Raw genomic sequence first — 17,974 nt, 5'->3', positions numbered from 1 at the left:
AAAGCGCAGGTAAGCAGTGGATGCTTGCCTGCGTTTTGCTGATGTGTTTTTATTAAGGCCTGCAGTGAGTGCCCCCCCGTTTAAGGTCTCAATGAGTGTTCCCGTTTAACGTCCCAGTGCTGTCTTCAACTTTTTTGCCAGTGTCAAACTGCGGTAGAACAAGGGTCGAACAGCAATGTCGCGACCAGCTGCCACGGGCGTAATCTGAGTCGTAAATTTTGTTTTGAACTCGTTTAAGCGCTTGAGCGAGGGGGCAAAATCGCTTCCGATACCCATGAGGTCATAATCCTTGATGCCCATGTGGGCAAGCAAACAGCACTCGCAATAGACGAGCTTATCGGTCACGTGCATACGCATGGCATCAGAGCGCATGCCAGCATAGTAGCGCACGGCGCGCGTGCCACTCAGCGTCACAATTGACCAGCTCAACACCTGTCCATCTAAGCGTGCGGCAAAAACACGGCAATGCTCTTTGCCCAGCGACTGGAGCATATCGCTGTAGTCGCTCATGGGCGAGCAGCTAAAACCATCGCGCTGAGCGGTCTGCTGCATAATGGCGTAATAGGGCGAAAAATCTTGGTAGGCTTGCTCGGTCTCGTCGCTGCATACAGCATCGCATTCGCGCAGGGCCTTGCGCACATCGCGGCGGCCGCGGCTCTTCATGCGGTTTAAGATCTCGTCGTCGCTATCCTCCAGCGAAATCACGACAGTCTGGTCGTAAGGCACGGTCGAAAGTACGGGCGTGGTCATCGCTTCATACCAAGTATCGACACGCAAAAACACGACTTTGGGATCGCGCGCGCGGACGTCGGCTACCAAGGCTTGCAAAAACGCCGCCTCGGTCTTCTCGTCAGGCTTTGCTAGCCACGAAGGACCATGCATCGAGCGCAGGTAACGATAGCCGTGTGTCGTAAATTCGATGAGTGAAATAAAGCCGAGAAGTTCGCCGTTCTGCTGTATAAGGTAGGCGCCCCACGGACGGCGTCCGTCGATGGTGTTTTGATAGCGCGCCCACACGCTGGTTTGCTCGATGGGCAGGGTGTGGGTGTGGGCTTTTGCGGTCGAGTCAAGTTCAGAAAAATCTACAGAGGTCAGGGTGATCATGGTGCTCCTTTAAGCGCTTAGCTGCTTTATTATAGCCGTATGCGGAAGCCGTTCTCAAAAATGATAAGAGAGCTTCACGTTTGACCCGTGTTTGACCGCGCTTGGTCGCGTTTGATCCTCATGCCTTACCTCCGATTGCGTGAATATTACGTGATTGCTTGCGCAAAAGTGGCGATATGCTGCTTATTTTGTGCAGCTGGTGTATAATTTGAAAGCTATTTTTGTACAGCCCCGTAATTTCTGTAAAAGATTAGCGGCACTTGTTTGTCCAGAAACGAGTGCATCTGTATGTTGGAGGAGTCACGTGAATAAATCGACTCATTATGCCAAAACTGGCGAAGTCGAGCGCAACTGGGTGCTCGTAGACGCTGAGGGCGCAACCCTGGGACGCTTGGCGACCAAGGTTGCTATGATTCTTCGTGGTAAGAACAAGCCTCAGTACACCCCTCACACCGATACCGGTGATTACGTTGTTATCATTAATGCCGATAAGGTCGTTCTTACTGGTGTTAAGGCTGATCACAAATCATATTGGCGTTACTCTGGCTTTTTGGGTGGTCTGAAGACCGTAGGCTACAAAGAGGCTATGGAAAAACACCCCGAGCGAGTTATTGAGCACGCAATCAAGGGCATGCTTCCCAAGACACGCCTTGGCGCTCAGCAATACCGCAAGCTGCATGTATACGCTGGTTCGGAGCATCCTCACGCTGCCCAGAACCCCACCAAGATTGATTTGGAGGCTTAACCGATGGCTGATACTACCGCTGTTTACACTGGCACAGGCCGTCGTAAGGAGGCTGTCGCACGCGTACGTCTCGTTCCCGGCACTGGCAAGGTTACCGTTAATGGTCGCGACGCGCTTGACTACTTTGGTCGTCAGCACCTCGTAGATGGCGCTCTTGCTCCTTTTAAAATTACCGATACAGTCAACCACTTTGACGTGATTGCACGCCTTGATGGTGGCGGCATCTCTGGTCAATCTGGCGCTTTGCGCTTGGGCATCGCTCGTGCACTGCTTACCGCAGGCGAGTATCGTCCCGAGCTCAAGAAGGCAGGTTTTCTCACCCGTGACGCTCGCGCTGTTGAGCGTAAGAAGTACGGTCTGAAGAAGGCCCGCAAGCGCCCGCAGTTCTCGAAGCGCTAAGGTTTTTGTAAACCTGCGATTCCTGCAAATTTGTAGAAGAGGCTCATCGTCGTGGTGGGCCTCTTTTTGTATGGGGTACTATAGTACAAGCAAAATGACAGGAGGCACTATGAAGTACTTTGGAACCGATGGCTTCAGAGGCAAAGCAAATGAAGGACTTAACGTAGATCATGCCTACAAAATCGGCCGATTTATTGGTTGGTACTATGGTGCGCGCAACGAGCGCAAAGCCCGTATTGTTATAGGAAAAGACACCCGCCGTTCGAGCTACATGTTTGAGGCAGCGCTTATTTCTGGTCTGGTGGCTTCGGGAGCCGACGCCTACTTGCTGCACGTCATTCCCACGCCAGGTGTGTGTTACGAGACGATCGATGCCAACTTTGACTGCGGCATTGCTATTACCGCAAGCCATAATCCCTTTACCGATAATGGCATCAAGCTGGTCAACTCCAAGGGCTTCAAGATGGAAGAGGAAGTTCTGCAGCAGGCTGAGGATTATATTGACGATACGTTCGAGCTTCCCTTGGCGACGGGTAATGCGATTGGTTGCACCGTTGATTATATGCAGGGTCGCAACCGCTACATTGCGCATTTGATTTCCAGTGCCAACTTCTCGCTGCAGGGCGTTAAGGTTGGTCTGGACTGCGCCAACGGTGCTGCTTCCAGCGTTGCGAAGCCCGTATTTGACGCGCTGGGCGCCGATGTTCGCGTGATTAATAACACCCCCAACGGCTTTAATATTAATGTCGATTCTGGCTCCACTCACATTGAGGTGCTCCAGCGCCATGTGGTAGAGCAGGGTCTTGACGTGGGCTTTGCCTACGACGGCGACGCCGACCGCTGCATTGCGGTTGATGAGCGCGGCCACGTGGTTGATGGCGACCTCATTCTGTACGTCTGCGCCAAATACTTAAACAAGCACGGGCGCTTGGCTGCGGGCACGGTGGTACCGACAGTTATGTCTAACTTTGGTTTGTTCAAAGCATTTGATGTCGCGCACATTGCGTATGAGAAGACCGACGTGGGCGATAAAAACGTCTACGCCTGTATGCGTAAACATGGTTACTCGCTGGGCGGCGAGCAGTCGGGTCATATCATTTTCGGTGATCTGGAAACCACGGGCGACGGCATTATGACCAGCCTACGCATCATGGAGGTCATTCGTGCAGAGCGCGAAACCCTCTCTGAGCTCGTGCGTCCCGTGACGTTGTATCCGCAGCAGCTCGATAATATTCGCGTGGCCGATAAGTACCAGGCCATGGCCTCTGCAGAGGTGCAGCAGGCAGTGCAGCAGGCCGAGAAGTTCTTGGGGGGCAATGGCCGTGTACTGGTGCGCGCCTCGGGAACCGAGTCGTTGGTACGCGTGTTGGCCGAAGCCCCTGAAGAGAAACTCTGTCAAGAAGCAAACAAGATTGTGATCGCTGCGCTTAAGCAGTTTGCATAGACTGCGCGCACGCTTGCGGGCGTAAGCGCGCGATGCATACTCTGCAGTCGTACCCGTATACACAGGAGGTTGTATGTGCGGAATCGTTGGATATGTTGGCACAAAACAGGCCGCCCCATTTTTGCTGCAAGGACTAGCCGCCCTGGAGTATCGTGGCTATGACTCCGCAGGTATTGAAGTACTTTCTGTCGATGGCGGCCTCCATGGCGTGAAATGCGTTGGCCGCGTTTCGGTGTTGGCCGAGCGGGCCTCGACTGCCAATCTGTTGGGGACGGCTGGCATTGCCCACACACGCTGGGCAACGCATGGTGCACCCTCGGACAAAAATTCCCACCCGCATCTCGACTGCACGGGCCGTATTGCCATCGTGCACAATGGTATTATCGAGAATTACCGCAGCCTCAAAGAGCAGCTTCTTGCAGCAGGGCATAGTTTTGTCTCCGACACTGACTCCGAGGTTATTGCCCATCTTATTGAGGAGTCCATGCGTGGTCCCGCGAAGGGCGACTTGCTGCACGCCGTGCGTATTGTCTGCGGACGTTTGCGCGGCTCATGGGCCCTTGCGGTGCTGTGCGCCGATGCTCCCGACGAGATTGTTGTTGCACGCAATCATTCGCCTTTGGTTATTGCTCAAGCTGCCGATGGCGTCTATGCGGCTTCTGATGTTTCGGCGCTCGCAGGCAAGGCTGCCGAGGTGATTCAGCTCGAAGACGGTCAGCTTGCGCGCTTGTCTCGTAAAGGTGGCGTCCACGTCGTTGAGTCCAATGGTAGTGTTGTGACGCATCCCAGCACCTATGCCATCGACTGGGAGGCTTCCGCGGCAACCTTGGGCGGCTACCCCGATTTTATGGCCAAAGAGATTGCCGAACAGCCCGACGCCTTGGAGCGCTTGCTCAAGGATCGCCTTTCCGAGAAGGGCATCGTGCTTGACGAGCTCAAAATGAGCGACGACGAAGTCGCTGCCATCGACCGCATTTATGTTGTCGCTTGTGGCACGAGCTACCACGTGGGTCTTATCGCCCGTACCGTCATCGAGACCTGGGCGCGCATTCCCGTGGTGGTCGAAACCGCTTCCGAATTTATCTACCAAGACGTGCTGGTCACCGACCACACGCTGTGTGTCATTATTTCGCAATCGGGCGAGACGGCCGATACGCTTTCGGCCGCACGCAAGATGAAGGGGCTCGGCGCGCGCATCTTTGCGATTACTAACGTGTTAGGCTCAACGGCCGCGCGCGAAAGCGATGGCGTGCTGTACATCCAAGCAGGTCCCGAGGTATGCGTATGCTCCACGAAGGCCTACACGGCGCAGATGGTTGCAGCCATTTTGCTAGCGCTGTACATCGCGCATCGTACACATCATATGGATCTTGCGCAGGTGAAGCACAAGTTTGAGGCGCTGTGTGAGTTGCCGTCACTTATTCGAGAAGTGCTGACACGCAGCTGGCAGGACAAGGTTGCCGCGCGCGCCTTTGCCAATGCGAGCTCCAGCCTGTTTTTGGGTCGTGGCGTGAATGCCACCACCGCTGCCGAAGGTGCCCTCAAACTCAAGGAAATCAGCTATTTGCACGCCGAATCCTATCCCGCTGGCGAGATGAAGCACGGCCCCATCGCCCTTCTTGAAAAGGACTTTCCCGTGGTGGCCATTGTGCCGCAGGATAAGGTGCACGATAAGACCATTTCGAACATCGAAGAGGTTATTGCCCGCGGTGCGCATTGCATTGCGGTGGCGACCGATCACGACAGCGATGTGGCGGCGCTGTGCCACAACGTGCTGTGGATTCCGCAGATGAGCGAGGATTTGTTTATGCCCATCGTGGCGGTTGTGCATCTGCAGATGTTGGCTCGCTACGTTGCCTTGGCGCGTCATTGCGATGTCGATAAGCCCCGCAACTTGGCAAAATCGGTTACGGTGGAATAGTTCGTTTGAGCGCGTTGGATGAGTACGGCGGTCGAGTAGTTCGTTCGAGCACACGAGGTGGAATAGGCGAGAAGGTCATGGCGGTTGCAGGTGTAGGAGTCGATATTTTTGAAATCGCTCGCATGGAGCGTGCCCTTGCGCGCACGCCTGGCATTGCGAAGCGTTTATTTACCGACGAAGAGCGGGCCTATTGCCAGGCAAAGGCGCGCCCCGCACAGCATTTTGCCTGCCGTTTTGCAGCGAAGGAAGCCATACTCAAAGCGCTAGGAACGGGATTCTCGCAAGGGATTAGCGCACAGGATATTTCGGTTTCGCATGACAGTTACGGAAAGCCCTTGGCGCTGTTGCAAAGAAAAGCGGCGCAGATTGCGCAAGAGCAGGGGGTTTTAGAAATCGCACTTTCGCTTTCGTTCACCCACGAGGTCGCTATTGCCAATGCTGTTGCCGTGACTGAGCAGGTGCGCCCCAAGCTCGACGAGAAATCCGATCAAAAAGCCGAGCTCGCAGCTTCGTTTAGGGAGGCACGCAGCGTCCTCGACGAGCTTGAGCATATGCAAATTGAGAATGTCAGCTCATGTAAGAGCACGTATAATACTAATAACAACGCCGCCCGCAGTGACAACGACAATATCTCACGCAAGGAGTAGTGATGCGCTATGCAACCAGTTCTTAATGTCGAAGACATTAAGTTCGTCGAAACCAGTTTGAATCGCTCTGGCATAAGTATTTCCGAGCTTATGCACCGTGCTGGTTTGGCGGTTGCACAAGAAGTGGCGCATATGGATGGTGTCCGTAGAGCACTTATTTTTGTAGGTATGGGTAACAACGGTGGTGACGGTTGGGTTGCAGCTGAAGAGTTGCTGCGCTACGACATTGTTCCTACGGTGGTGAGCCCCGTGGCACCCGAGTCGCTGCAGAGCGATTTGGCGCTCGTGGCTGCCCGCAGTGCGGTAGCAGCAGGTGTGGTTGTGCAAGTTGCGCCTCCACGTGCCCAGCTCGAGGAGCTTCTCTTCACGACAGACGTTGTGGTTGACGCCATGCTCGGCACTGGTTTTCGCGAGACGCCCACCGCACCTTTTAATATTTGGATCGATGCTATCAACATGAGCGGCGTGCCTGCAGTGGCTGTCGACGTTCCCAGCGGACTTTCGGCGCAGACGGGCCACATACACGGCGCTTGCATCTACGCCGATGTCACCGTAACCATGATTGCGCTCAAGCCAGGCCTTTTGGCCGATAAGGGCCGTGATGCTTGCGGCTCCATCGTCATTGCACCGCTTGCCGAACAAACCGAAGAGTTTGTCTTAAAGGCCGATCCCGTTGCTTGGCGTTGCGAGACAAGCGATTACTTGGACATCTTACCCATGCCCACTGCTGTGGCCGATAAGTATGGACGAGGCTGTGTATTGGTCGTGGCGGGATCTTCTCGCTATCCTGGAGCTGCAATTTTGGCAGCACGTGCCGCAGCACGCGCTGGTGCGGGCTATGTGAGCTTGGCCGTACCTGCTTGCATTGCAGGTATCGTACAAACACAACTTGTCGAAATCCCTGTCATTCCCTGCCCGTACGATGCAGACACGGGGACCTTCTCGGAAGAAGCACACGATATTATCGTCAAACTTGCCGAACGCGCAGACTGTGTGTTGGTGGGCCCCGGCATACGCGTAACGGCCGCGACCACCTCGCTGTGTTCGGGCCTGTTGGGCGTCAAGGTGCCGCTTGTCATGGATGCGGATGCCCTGAATTGTTTGGCGCGCATTACCGAGAATCGCCTTGATAATTACCCCGAGCTTGTGCGCCGCAATGCACCCTTGATTTTGACGCCGCACCGCCGTGAGCTGGGACGCCTCATGGGGCTTCCCGACACGCCTCCCGACTCGTTGACCTCGGCACTCGAGGCGGCGCGTCGCATTGTGTGGGCCGACGGCGGCTCGGAATTTACCATTGTGGCAAAAGGCAACGCAACTGCCTGCGTGGGCGTCGAGTCGGCTGTGCTCCCCAAGCCAGGTCCCGTATCGTTGGCGACCGCTGGGTCGGGCGACGTGCTTGCGGGCATTATTGCCGCGCGCCTCGCAAAAGCAGCCATCGATCCGACTCAGTTGCCGCTGTTCTGCGCCTTTGCCTGCGAGATTCATGCTCGTTGTGCCCTTCTTGCCGAGAAGACCTTTGGAACTCGCGGCGTTATGGCCAACGATTTAGTGCAGCAGCTTGGGCGCGCAACCGACGCGTTGGAGCACCTGGTCGCGGTGGGCGGCACGGACGATGGTGACTCTGCTGTGAGCGCCGTGACCGCTGACGCACAAAACACCTCCAACGACATTGATGCCACGAGCGAACTCAGAAGATCTCACAAGCATAAGGAGCTGTAGCGTTATGGCAAGCTATTCTCCCGATGCAAGCTATGCGCCCGATACCCGCTGGTCGTGGGTAGAAATTGATCAGGGAGCCTTGCGCTATAACACCCGCGCTTGGCGCAATTGCATTGCTCCTCGCAAAAAAATGATGTGTGTTGTCAAAGCCGACGCCTACGGGCATGGGGCCGCGACCTGCGCAAAAATCATGGCAAACGCGGGGGCGGATCAATTTGCGGTTGCGACCGTTTTGGAGGGTGTGGCCCTGCGCAAGGCTGGTATTACCAAGCCCATCTTGGTCTTATCGGAACCGCCCGCCACGGCGATCCCTGCCCTGCTGGAATATAACATCATGCCCTCCGTTTATACTAAGGATTTTGCCCTTGCGCTGGGCGAACAAGCATCACTTGCGCATCGCGTGGCATCGTACCACTTGGTTGTTGACACAGGCATGAACCGCATTGGCTTGCAGCCGCAAGACGTGTTGGAATTTCGTCAAATGATCGATTTTCATCGCGGTTTGGAGTGTGCGGGCATTTTTACACACTTTGCTACTGCCGATGAGCTGCAGGGATGGGACTTTGACCTGCAGTATTCTCGTTTTATGAATGCGGTTTCGGCGCTTGAGGACGCAGGTCTTGAGCACGGATTAGTGCATTGCAACAATACGCCTGCAACCATTTTGCATCCCGCAACGCAGCACGACATGTGCCGCGTTGGCATTGGCTTGTATGGTCTGCATGCTGCACAAACCACCATGCCCTACATTGATCTTCGCCCTGTGATGAGTGTGCATGCGCGCGTCACACGTACGCATATTCCTGCGGTCGGCGATGGCGTGAGCTATGGTTTTACCTATCGTGTGCCTAAGCAAAATATACAAATTGCAACCATTCCCGTGGGCTATGCCGATGGCCTTTCGCGCGTGCTTTCAAACAAGATGCAGGTTATTGCCGCAGGTCAGCTCTGTCAACAGGTTGGTCGCATTTGCATGGACCAGTGCATGTTTGCCGTCGACCTCACCAGTCGCAGTTACAATCAGCAGCGTCCCGTTGCGATCGGTGACCACGTCATTCTTATGGGTTCAGACGATAACTACAGCATTACGGCCGACGATATAGCTGCACTGCGAAACACCATTAACTATGAGGTGACCTGCAACTTTGGCATGCGCCTCGAGAAGGTCTACGTGTAAGAGGCACCAATATGACATCAGAAGCTCTGCCATCTGAGGGCATCAAAAAGTGCGATGCTCATACCTATATATCGACGAGTTGCGACGCAACGTGTGACTTTGGCATACAGCTTGGTGCTTGCTTGCAGGCAGGCGATGTTCTCGTTTTAACGGGAGACCTTGGTGCCGGGAAAACGCAAATGACCAAGGGTATTGCACAGGGGATGGGCGTGCATGAAGAAGTGACGAGTCCAACCTTTACCATTCAGATGGTCTACGAGGGCACAACCTTGCCCTTGTATCACTTTGATTTATATCGCTTAAACGATGCGGAGCAACTCGGAGATACAGGTCTTTGGGATGTGCTGGGGGCAGATGGTCCCTGTGTTATCGAATGGGGCGAACAATTTTTGGATGAACTGGGCGACGACGGGCTTGATGTGTATCTCACGCGTCTTGATAGCGAGGTAGCAGCTGGTATAGAGCCACCGCGTCGTATTAGCTTACACCCTCGCGGGGCACGGGCTTCTCAATTAGTGGAGCAACTTGCTCAGCGCTTTGATGTATAAGCTCTTACAAGAGCATGAATGAAGGATATATGGCAGAACTACCACACGAAGTGCAACGAGAGCACGAAGCGCAATTAGGACACGATCCGCAACCACAACCGCAGACACAAACCGTGCTTGTTATTGATACCTCATCCGATATGTTGGTCTGCGGCGTAGCACAGTGGAACCGCACGCACACCCACGAGCACGATCAGGTCAACATGCTTGCGGTGCGCGATCATGCGTGCAGACGGCAGGCAAACGTCGAACTTATTGTCACGGCGCAACAAGCGCTTGCCGATGTGGGTCTTACAATGAGCGACGTGCAGGGCATTGTGGTGGGCCGCGGCCCTGGTTCGTTTACGGGCGTGCGTATTGGTATTGCCACTGCCAAGGGCCTTGCCTGCAGCGCAAAGGTCGCGCTGTATGGAGCCTCTACGCTCGATAGCGTTGCGTGGTCAGCGTGGAAAGCGGGCCTGCGCGGAAACGTTGGCGTCGTTGCCGATGCCATGCGCGGCGAAGTGTACCCAGGGCTCTATACCCTTGATGACGCAGGTGCACATCGCCGTTTTCCAACCGAGACGGTGTGTAAAGCGCGCCAGGCGGCGCAAAAATGGGCTGAGCTGCCCGAAGCATCGAGCTTGCAACTTGTGGGCGACGGACTTCTTAAACATCGCGCCTCTTTTGAAGAGGCAGGCCTATATGTGTGCGATGACGAGAAACTCTGGTATCCCTCATCCGAAGGCCTAATGCGTGGATACGCAAGCTTAGGTGTTCTTCTCGATAGAGCCAATGGTGACCCAGCGCTGGTGTTGCCCGTCTATACGCGCTTGTCGGATGCAGAAGAAAACGAGCGTAAACGCCTTGGCATGCAGGCACCTGCCTCGGTTTTTGTGACGGGGACGGCTGACGTGCTGGCTGATCGGCACTTGCAATTTCGCCCGATGAGCATTAACGATCTTGAAGCGGTGCACAAGCTCGATGAGCTTTGCTTTGAGGGCTCGCCGCATCAGGCGTGGACCTATCAGAACTTTGCGGATGAGCTTAGCTCGGATGGTCGCAGTTGGTGGGTGGCGCACGATACGGGAACCATTATTGCGGTGGCGGGCGGCATGCTCGCGGGCGATGATTTTGAAATTTTGACGGTGGATGTCCATCCTGACCATCGTCGTCACCGCATTGCGGCACGGCTGATTGCGCGCCTTGCGTACGATGCGCACATGCTCAATGCGCAAACCATTTCGCTTGAGGTATATGAGCACAACACAGCCGCTCGTAAGCTGTACGAGAAGCTCGGCTTTGTGCAGGTAGGAACACGTCCTCAGTATTATGGGCCTTCTCGCGATGCCTTGATTATGCGCTCGGTGCTGCCGCTGGCAGGGCTCGACCAAGCGTCCACAGCGTCCACGGCGCCCACAGCAACCTCCGCTTTCGTTGCAGCACGCCCACAGGCATCAATCCGCCCCTGGCCCATCGTGGCAGAGGCGCGCAGCCAAAAAACGCTCGATGCACTCAAAGCTGCAGGTGACTTGGTCTTATCGATAGAATCGTCCTGCGACGAAACAGGCATGGCCATCATCGACTCCACAGGACAAATCTGTGGCAACGTCGTGGCAACATCACTCGATTTTCACGCGCGCTTCGGCGGCGTCGTTCCCGAGATCGCTTCTCGTAAGCATGTAGAAGCCATCGTGGGTGTCTTCGAAGAGCTCATGGCGCAAGCAGGAGCGCACTTCGGCTGCAATACCTTGGAACCATCTGACTTAAGCGCTGTTGGTGTTACCGCAGGTCCTGGCCTTGTGGGAGCGCTCGTTGTGGGCGTTGCGTTTGCGAAGGGACTTTGTGCGGGTGCTGCCTTGCCGCTTATTGCTGTACACCATCTCGAGGGGCATCTGTTGGCAAATTTGTTCGAGACGCCCGATCTGCAGCCGCCGTTTATTGCGAGTCTTGTCTCGGGCGGCAACACCATGCTCGTGCACGTGCGCGACTGGGGCGATTACGACATTTTGGGCACCACCATTGACGATGCGGTGGGCGAGGCGTTTGATAAGGTCGCGAAGGCGTTGGGCCTTGGCTATCCGGGCGGTCCCGTGATCAGCAAGCTTGCTGCCAAAGGCAACAAAAAAGCCATTCATTTTCCGCGCGCGATGATGCACAGCCACGATTATCGTTTTTCGCTTTCTGGCCTTAAAACCTCAGTCATAACCTACATTGAGGGCGAGAACAAGGCGGGTCGTCCCATTAACCTGCCCGATCTGGCGGCCTCCTTCGAGGCGGCTGTCATTGATGTCCAGGTTGCCAAGGCGATCACCGCAGTTAAGGAAACAGGCGTCCGCGACTTTTGTGTTGGCGGTGGCGTGGCGGCAAATCCGCAGCTCCGCGAAGAGTATCGCAAAAAGTTTGGTGCTATGGGTGTGCGCGTGACCGTGCCCCCGATGTCGGTCTGTGGCGATAATGGCGCGATGATTGCTGTCTGTGCCCTGCGCAATTACAAGGCGAAGCAGTTTGTGCCCCTCACGCTGGACGCCGATCCCCACGCTACGCTTGGGACCTGGTCAGACACGTACACGCCGATTGCGAAATCTTGGCGATAAGATCGAGCGCTCGACGAGAAGATCACGCGCCTGGCGATAAGATCACGTGGCTAGCGAGAAACTCGCACGGGCAATCGCTTGAATCGCACAATAAAATCGAAAATAGCTTATTTTTGCTACCGTCTATTAACGGTATATGACCGTTTATAAAATTTAATCGTTTTTGGCCCAAAAGATCGCTACACTAGCGTAATAACATGCAGAGCTTTCACGCATTGTTTGCAAGGGGAAGAAAAATGGGTTTTCTTCGGCTGTGTATGCGGAAGGGATAACACACTTTTTTGCTAGAAAGAAGGAAGAAATGTCTCATAGCAAAAATGATGGTTCGTCACATAGATCTGCGCCAAACACGTCATACCGGGTGCTACCCACCGCTGGTCCCCATATGTTTTCTCGGCGTACGTTTCTTACGCTTTCTGGCACGTTGCTCATAACTACCACTGGTCTTTCCTTATTAGCGGGTTGTGGTCCCGCACCAGAAGGTACTGTTGATTTATTAAAAAATCCCAAGAAAAAATCGCACGGCATTTCCTTTGGCGATGGCAAAATTATTCGTGTAGGCATGGAAGCTGCATACGCGCCATATAACTGGCAAACTTCCACCGCATCCGACACGACCATCCCCATCCAAAATGTGCAAGGCGCTTATGCTGATGGCTACGACGTGCAGTTTGCCAAAATTGTCGCGAAGGCATTTGGCCTGGAAGCAGTCGCTGTGAAGATGGCCTTTTCGGGGCTTATCGACGCGCTGAACCACGGTCAGATCGATATTATTATGGCGGGCATGTCGACAACCGATGAGCGCCGTCAAGCTATTGATTTTTCTGATCCGTATTTTGAGGGTGGCTTTGGTCTGCTCGTGAAAAAGGACTCTCGTTACGCATCGGCGCGCTCGCTTAAAGATTTTTCGGGCGCGGCGGTACTTGGCCAAAAAGACACTTTGCTCGACACCGTTATTGACGAGATTCCGCAGGTAAAACACCTTACACCTGTTGAGTCGGTGCCCTCGCAACTCTCTCAACTCAATCAAGGTACTTGCGATGCCATTACCTTTAATACCGAGAATGAAAAAGGACTTTTACGCGTCAATCCCAATCTTGTTGCCGTTTCGTTTGCCAAGGGAGAAGGCTTTAAAGAGACCATCCCCTGTAACGCAGGCATTAAGAAGGGTCAGGACGAGCTTCTTGCCAAACTTAATAAGATTTTTAAAGGAGTATCGCTCGATAGGCGCAAAGAAATTTTTGATGCGTGCATTGATCGGCAACCAACGTAATACGCAGGGGTAGTGCAGCTGTTTCTCGAGCGTTTGAGCGCTCGAGGCGTTTGTGCTGCCATGCGTGGCGCGTGAGCTTTCCCATTTGTGCGTGGGCTTTGCCGTTGTGCTGCGCGTTTTGCATGTGACCAGCTGCTGTGCGCGACCAGTTTGTGCGTTACCAATGCAAGGTTTTGCAAGTTTCAGATTGCATTCTAATAAGGGGAATACAAAATGAATAATCAACAAGGCGAAGAACCACTTCCAGCTAGGACCGCCGCGGTGACTACCAAGGCGTCTGCTGCGATCCCCGATGAGGCACCTGCCTCACCCATTGTGCGTTTTCTTGCCGCAGACCATCGGTACGTTTTTTTAAGTACCAGTGTTGTTGCTGGTATTGGAATGTGGCTTTCGAGCCAGGTTCGTAGTCCGTGGAGTTTTTTGGCGCCATTTTATTCGTTTGAGTGCATCTTATACTATGTGCTCCTCGCTTTTTTGGGACTGGCATCGTTTGCGTTGCTCAATAAGCTCGTGAGTTGGCGCGATTACGCGAGGACGTCCATTTTTGTCAAAGAGCCACTCAAGAGTTTTGTGCGCTTGTACGCAATGCTCGTGTTGGGCATCACTCTGATTTTTTGTATCGACCGCATTGTCGTGAGCTTCGCCTTTATTGTGGCGGGCAGCGTGCGAGCCGATGCGAATCCGCAAGGCTTTTTGCCAGGGGCTATTTACATGGTGTACCAGGGGAGAGGCGTCTTTTTGCGCGGTATTCTCGCCACCATTGAACTGGCACTCTTTGGTACGATCATCGCATTTTTCTTAGCGGTGCTGCTGGTATTTTTGCGCACGCAACAAATCGACCGCCCCGACAACGATTTTGTCCGCTTTTTGAAGACGGTGGGCGTGTGGTTCGCGAAGTTTTATTCGGCGGTCGTGCGCGGCACCCCGATGATGGTGCAGTCGCTGCTCATTTACTTTGCGGGCTTTTCGATTTTGCGCTCGGGTGGTATGACGGCGGCTGAGGTAGGCGCGCTGTGGTCCACCTTTGTGGCTGGCCTCGTAACGATTTCGTTGAACTCAACCGCGTACATGATGGAGGTCCTTCGCGGTGGCATCGAGGCTGTCGATAAGGGCCAGAATGAGGCGGCGCGTTCGTTGGGCTTATCGCAATGGCAATCGATGACGCGCGTTGTGTTTCCGCAGGGCATCAAAAATGCGATCCCCGCGCTTTCCAACGAGCTCGTTGTCAATATTAAGGACTCGTCGGTCTTATCGGTCATCGGCGTGTTTGACCTGATGTTTGCTACCACGACGGTCGCGGGCATTTATTATCGTCAGCTGGAGGTCTATGCCGTCGCCACCCTGTGTTACCTTGTGTTGACGATGATCGCATCAAGAATTTTGAGCGCGCTGGCACGGCGCATGGAAGTGCCGTCGCCTGGATTGGTCTTATCGACATCGGATATGATCCACACGCAGGGTGTGGCGGGGGCCCAAGCCGATCCTCGCAAGGTGGAGGTACAGGCGTTGACGCCCGAGGAGCTCGCACGGAAACGTGCGCGTGCCGAAATGAAAGCTCATATGCGTGCGGCGAAAAAGGCCGAGGCGCAGCGCAAAAAAGACGCGCAGCAGGCGCAAAAAGATGCGTGGATGCATGAGCATACAACCACCCAAGAAAAGAAAAAATTCCTGAAGACGGCGCAAGAGAAGATCGCCCACACGTTTAAGGTGGTCGATAAGCGCAACAAGGATGCTTTCTGGGAGGAGGAAAAATAATGGTGACATCTCGTAGTTTTCGTCCGTCTCGTACGGCGGCCGCCGAGGCTGCGGGTGCGGAGGCTGGTGCCGAGAATGGCGTGCAGGATGCGAACGCCACACGCGACGCGCAGGTAACACCCGTTATTAAAATCGAGAACCTTCGTAAAAGTTTTGGCACCCACGAGGTGCTCAAAGACATTGACCTTGAGGTTATGCCGCGCGAGGTGGTAACCATCATTGGTACCTCGGGAAGCGGCAAGTCGACCCTGCTGCGCTGCATTAATCTGCTCGAAACGCCCAATTCGGGCCACGTGTGGTTCCATGGGCAGGATCTGGCGGCTCGCCACGTGAATGTCGATAAACTCCGCGAAAAAATTGGCATGGTGTTTCAGGGCTTTAACCTGTTCAACAATCTTAACGTGCTGGATAACTGCACTTTGGCGCCAACGGTCCTCAAAAAAATGTCCAAGGACAAAGCCGAACGAGTGGCGCTTGAGCACCTTGAAGCTGTGGGGCTTGTAGACTTCGCAAAAGCGTCGGTTAGCTCGCTTTCGGGCGGTCAAAAGCAACGTGTCGCCATCGCGCGCGCTCTATGCATGGAGCCCGAGCTCATGCTTTTTGATGAGCCGACCAGCGCACTTGACCCCGAAATCGTCGGCGAAGTGCTTAATGTCATGCGCAACCTCGCGGCCCAGGGCATGACCATGGTAGTGGTCACACATGAAATGGATTTTGCTAAAAACGTCTCGGACAAGGTGCTCTTCATGGACAAAGGCGTGATTGCCGAGCAGGGCGATCCGCATACGCTCTTTACGAATCCCGCGCACGAGCGTACGCGCGAATTTTTGGCGCGCTATCTGGAAGATACCAACGCATCGAGCGATGCTATCGCTTCGAGCGATGCTATCGCTTCATCTACCGAGGAGTAATCATGAAACCACAGCTGCAGGTCATCTCTTCTAACCACGTCTTTCTTTCTGCTGAGAAACCCGATGTGCCCGCAACCCTTGTCATCAAAGATGGACGCATCGCAGCAATTTTGCCTCGCGAGGCCATCGCGCAGTTTGCACAGCAGGCCTCACAGCCAGAATCAGACACCCCCGTCGTCTATGATGCGCTCGACAATTTTATCTGCCCAGGCTTTCACGACTCCCACCAGCACGTCTTTCATGCAGCGCTCTTTCCCTCAAAGCTCGCATGCGAGTATGCTGGTACGAGCGAGCAGGATTGTGTGGAGCACATGGTTGCCTTCGCACAAACGCGTCCTCAAACGGGCTGGCTTGTGAGTCACGGCTGGCGAGAAGCCCTTTGGACTCCGCGCATCGTTCCCACCAAGGCGTCGTTGGACAAGGCGTTTCCTGATCGTCCCGTTGCGATGTACTCGGGCGACGCCCATACCCTGTGGGTGAATAGCTGCGGCTTGCGTGAGCTGGGCATTACTAACGACACGCAGCCTCCCGCGGGCGGAAGCTTTGATCGCGATGAGTCCGGCGAGCTCACTGGGGTTATCCGCGAAGCTGCAGGCATGAAATACGTGGCACGTATTTTGTCGAGCTTTGCCACCAACGAGCTCAAAGAGATTTACACGAGCTACTTTGCCAAGCTCAATGCGATGGGCGTGACGAGTGTGTGCGATATGGCGCTGTCGCTTATCGCTGGTGCCGACGGCATCAATCCCGAGGTTTACGAGGCGCTCGGGGCTGACGACAAACTCAACGTGCGTGTACATATGTTCCCGACGCTCACCGACGATCTTTCCAATTTGGAAACCCTGCAGGCACGCTGCCAGACCCCGCTTTTGCGCGCGCCTGGATTCAAACAATTTTTTGATGGCGTAAGCAGTCAACATACCGCGTGGTGCTCCGAGCCCTACCGCAATCCGCGTTGTCCTCATGATGTAGGTCGTCCCACCATCGCGCCCGAGCGAATGCATGAACTGGTACTCAAAGCTGCCAAGGCAGGGCATGGCGTGCGCATTCACACCATTGGTGACGAGGCGGTGGCACAGGCCTTATCGATTTTTGAAGAGGCACATAAGCGCTATGGTGCTCCCAAACAGGGTTGCTTTACGATGGAGCATATAGAAGATATTGATCCCGCAAACATAGCTCGTTTTGCCGCCGCGGGCGTGGTTGCCTCCATGCAGCCGCCGCATATCACGATTGATATTACGCAGGCCGCCCGTGACCTGGGCGAGAAGCGCGCTGCTCGCATGTGGCCCTTTGACCAGATGGAGCAGCAGGGCGTGACCATGGCCTTTGGCACCGACGCTCCCGTCGTGCCTCCGACCTCGATGGATGTGCTGTATACCGCATGCGCACGCAAAACTCCTACGACGCACGAGCCCGACGGCGGCTGGTATCCCGAGCATGCCTTGGGACGCGTCGCAGCGATCAAAGCGTATAGCTATGGCAGTGCCTGCGCGGTGGGCAGAAGCCACGAGTTGGGAACCTTGCAGGAGGGCCAGTACGCCGACCTTGTCGTGTGGGATACTAATCTTGTAAGCTGTAAGGATGACCAGCTGCAACAGGCGCATGCAAAAATGACGGCCGTGCAAGGCCGCATCGTGTTTGAGGCTTAGCTCAAGTCTAGCCTCGACGAGTTGTCCGACCATCTGCCGAGAATATCGTGCTCTTGACAGATGCTCCAACCAGCGCCACGAAGCGCCCGCTCACCACATC

General features: G+C 54.8%; 14 protein-coding genes. 13 read left to right on the top strand and 1 reads right to left on the bottom strand.

The genetic code is table 11. From position 1 onward, the window contains the following. Positions 1-105 precede the first annotated feature (105 nt). Positions 106-1,104 carry a lipid II:glycine glycyltransferase FemX gene (locus tag HMPREF3192_RS02720; RefSeq protein WP_066305090.1) on the bottom strand — a complete coding sequence of 333 codons (999 nt, stop codon included), beginning with the start codon at positions 1,102-1,104 and terminating at the stop codon, positions 106-108. Positions 1,105-1,408: 304 nt separating this feature from the next. Here HMPREF3192_RS02720 and rplM point away from each other — a divergent pair, with 304 nt between their 5' ends. The 13 genes from rplM (at position 1,409) to HMPREF3192_RS02655 (ending at position 17,874) form a co-directional block, all read left to right on the top strand. Continuing rightward, a complete protein-coding gene (gene rplM / locus HMPREF3192_RS02715; protein ID WP_066305088.1) occupies positions 1,409-1,849 on the top strand; it encodes a 50S ribosomal protein L13 in 441 nt (146 codons plus the stop codon). Positions 1,850-1,852: 3 nt separating this feature from the next. Beyond that, entirely contained in the window at positions 1,853-2,248 is a 396-nt protein-coding gene (rpsI, locus tag HMPREF3192_RS02710; protein ID WP_066305086.1) for a 30S ribosomal protein S9, read from the top strand. 109 nt (positions 2,249-2,357) lie between these two features. After that, positions 2,358-3,692, top strand: a complete 1,335-nt coding sequence (gene glmM, locus HMPREF3192_RS02705) for a phosphoglucosamine mutase (protein WP_066305084.1) — start codon at positions 2,358-2,360, stop codon at positions 3,690-3,692. A gap of 73 nt (positions 3,693-3,765) precedes the next feature. Beyond that, complete coding sequence (glmS, locus tag HMPREF3192_RS02700; protein ID WP_066305083.1) at positions 3,766-5,613, top strand: glutamine--fructose-6-phosphate transaminase (isomerizing); 1,848 nt, start codon at positions 3,766-3,768, stop codon at positions 5,611-5,613. 5 nt (positions 5,614-5,618) lie between these two features. Further along, positions 5,619-6,260, top strand: coding sequence for a holo-ACP synthase (acpS, locus tag HMPREF3192_RS02695; protein WP_331696492.1), 642 nt, complete (start codon positions 5,619-5,621; stop codon positions 6,258-6,260). 9 nt (positions 6,261-6,269) lie between these two features. Next, the gene (locus HMPREF3192_RS02690; protein ID WP_082715581.1) at positions 6,270-7,982 is read left to right on the top strand and encodes an NAD(P)H-hydrate epimerase; all 1,713 of its coding nucleotides are present in this window, start codon (positions 6,270-6,272) and stop codon (positions 7,980-7,982) included. Positions 7,983-7,986: 4 nt separating this feature from the next. Beyond that, on the top strand, positions 7,987-9,159 hold the full coding sequence (gene alr / locus HMPREF3192_RS02685; protein ID WP_066305081.1) for an alanine racemase: 1,173 nt from the start codon (positions 7,987-7,989) through the stop codon (positions 9,157-9,159). 11 nt (positions 9,160-9,170) lie between these two features. After that, entirely contained in the window at positions 9,171-9,707 is a 537-nt protein-coding gene (tsaE, locus tag HMPREF3192_RS02680; RefSeq protein ID WP_066305079.1) for a tRNA (adenosine(37)-N6)-threonylcarbamoyltransferase complex ATPase subunit type 1 TsaE, read from the top strand. Positions 9,708-9,847: 140 nt separating this feature from the next. Next, positions 9,848-12,283, top strand: coding sequence for a tRNA (adenosine(37)-N6)-threonylcarbamoyltransferase complex transferase subunit TsaD (gene tsaD, locus HMPREF3192_RS02675; protein ID WP_066305165.1), 2,436 nt, complete (start codon positions 9,848-9,850; stop codon positions 12,281-12,283). A gap of 301 nt (positions 12,284-12,584) precedes the next feature. Then, positions 12,585-13,556, top strand: coding sequence for a transporter substrate-binding domain-containing protein (locus tag HMPREF3192_RS02670; protein WP_231723337.1), 972 nt, complete (start codon positions 12,585-12,587; stop codon positions 13,554-13,556). A gap of 213 nt (positions 13,557-13,769) precedes the next feature. Continuing rightward, entirely contained in the window at positions 13,770-15,311 is a 1,542-nt protein-coding gene (locus tag HMPREF3192_RS02665) for an amino acid ABC transporter permease (protein ID WP_082715579.1), read from the top strand. Next, entirely contained in the window at positions 15,311-16,222 is a 912-nt protein-coding gene (locus tag HMPREF3192_RS02660) for an amino acid ABC transporter ATP-binding protein (protein ID WP_082715578.1), read from the top strand. The genes HMPREF3192_RS02665 and HMPREF3192_RS02660 overlap by 1 nt, the downstream gene beginning before the upstream one ends. Before the next feature lie 2 nt (positions 16,223-16,224). Beyond that, positions 16,225-17,874, top strand: coding sequence for an amidohydrolase (locus HMPREF3192_RS02655; protein ID WP_066305077.1), 1,650 nt, complete (start codon positions 16,225-16,227; stop codon positions 17,872-17,874). Positions 17,875-17,974: the final 100 nt, after the last annotated feature.

The sequence above is a fragment of the Atopobium deltae genome, assembly GCF_001552785.1.
In the GTDB taxonomy this organism is placed as follows: Bacteria; Actinomycetota; Coriobacteriia; order Coriobacteriales; family Atopobiaceae; genus Atopobium; species Atopobium deltae.
The sequence above is the reverse complement of the archived record's forward strand: the minus strand, read 5'-3'. Positions and strand labels throughout refer to the sequence as shown.

Excerpts from the sequence above, each read along its gene's own strand:
- HMPREF3192_RS02720 (WP_066305090.1), bottom strand. The coding sequence starts at position 1,104 with ATGATCACCCTGACCTCTGTAGATTTTTCTGAACTTGACTCGACCGCA.
- rpsI (WP_066305086.1), top strand. The coding sequence starts at position 1,853 with ATGGCTGATACTACCGCTGTTTACACTGGCACAGGCCGTCGTAAGGAG.
- glmM (WP_066305084.1), top strand. The coding sequence starts at position 2,358 with ATGAAGTACTTTGGAACCGATGGCTTCAGAGGCAAAGCAAATGAAGGA.
- glmS (WP_066305083.1), top strand. The coding sequence starts at position 3,766 with ATGTGCGGAATCGTTGGATATGTTGGCACAAAACAGGCCGCCCCATTT.
- HMPREF3192_RS02690 (WP_082715581.1), top strand. The coding sequence starts at position 6,270 with ATGCAACCAGTTCTTAATGTCGAAGACATTAAGTTCGTCGAAACCAGT.
- alr (WP_066305081.1), top strand. The coding sequence starts at position 7,987 with ATGGCAAGCTATTCTCCCGATGCAAGCTATGCGCCCGATACCCGCTGG.
- tsaE (WP_066305079.1), top strand. The coding sequence starts at position 9,171 with ATGACATCAGAAGCTCTGCCATCTGAGGGCATCAAAAAGTGCGATGCT.
- tsaD (WP_066305165.1), top strand. The coding sequence starts at position 9,848 with ATGTTGGTCTGCGGCGTAGCACAGTGGAACCGCACGCACACCCACGAG.
- HMPREF3192_RS02670 (WP_231723337.1), top strand. The coding sequence starts at position 12,585 with ATGTCTCATAGCAAAAATGATGGTTCGTCACATAGATCTGCGCCAAAC.
- HMPREF3192_RS02665 (WP_082715579.1), top strand. The coding sequence starts at position 13,770 with ATGAATAATCAACAAGGCGAAGAACCACTTCCAGCTAGGACCGCCGCG.
- HMPREF3192_RS02660 (WP_082715578.1), top strand. The coding sequence starts at position 15,311 with ATGGTGACATCTCGTAGTTTTCGTCCGTCTCGTACGGCGGCCGCCGAG.
- HMPREF3192_RS02655 (WP_066305077.1), top strand. The coding sequence starts at position 16,225 with ATGAAACCACAGCTGCAGGTCATCTCTTCTAACCACGTCTTTCTTTCT.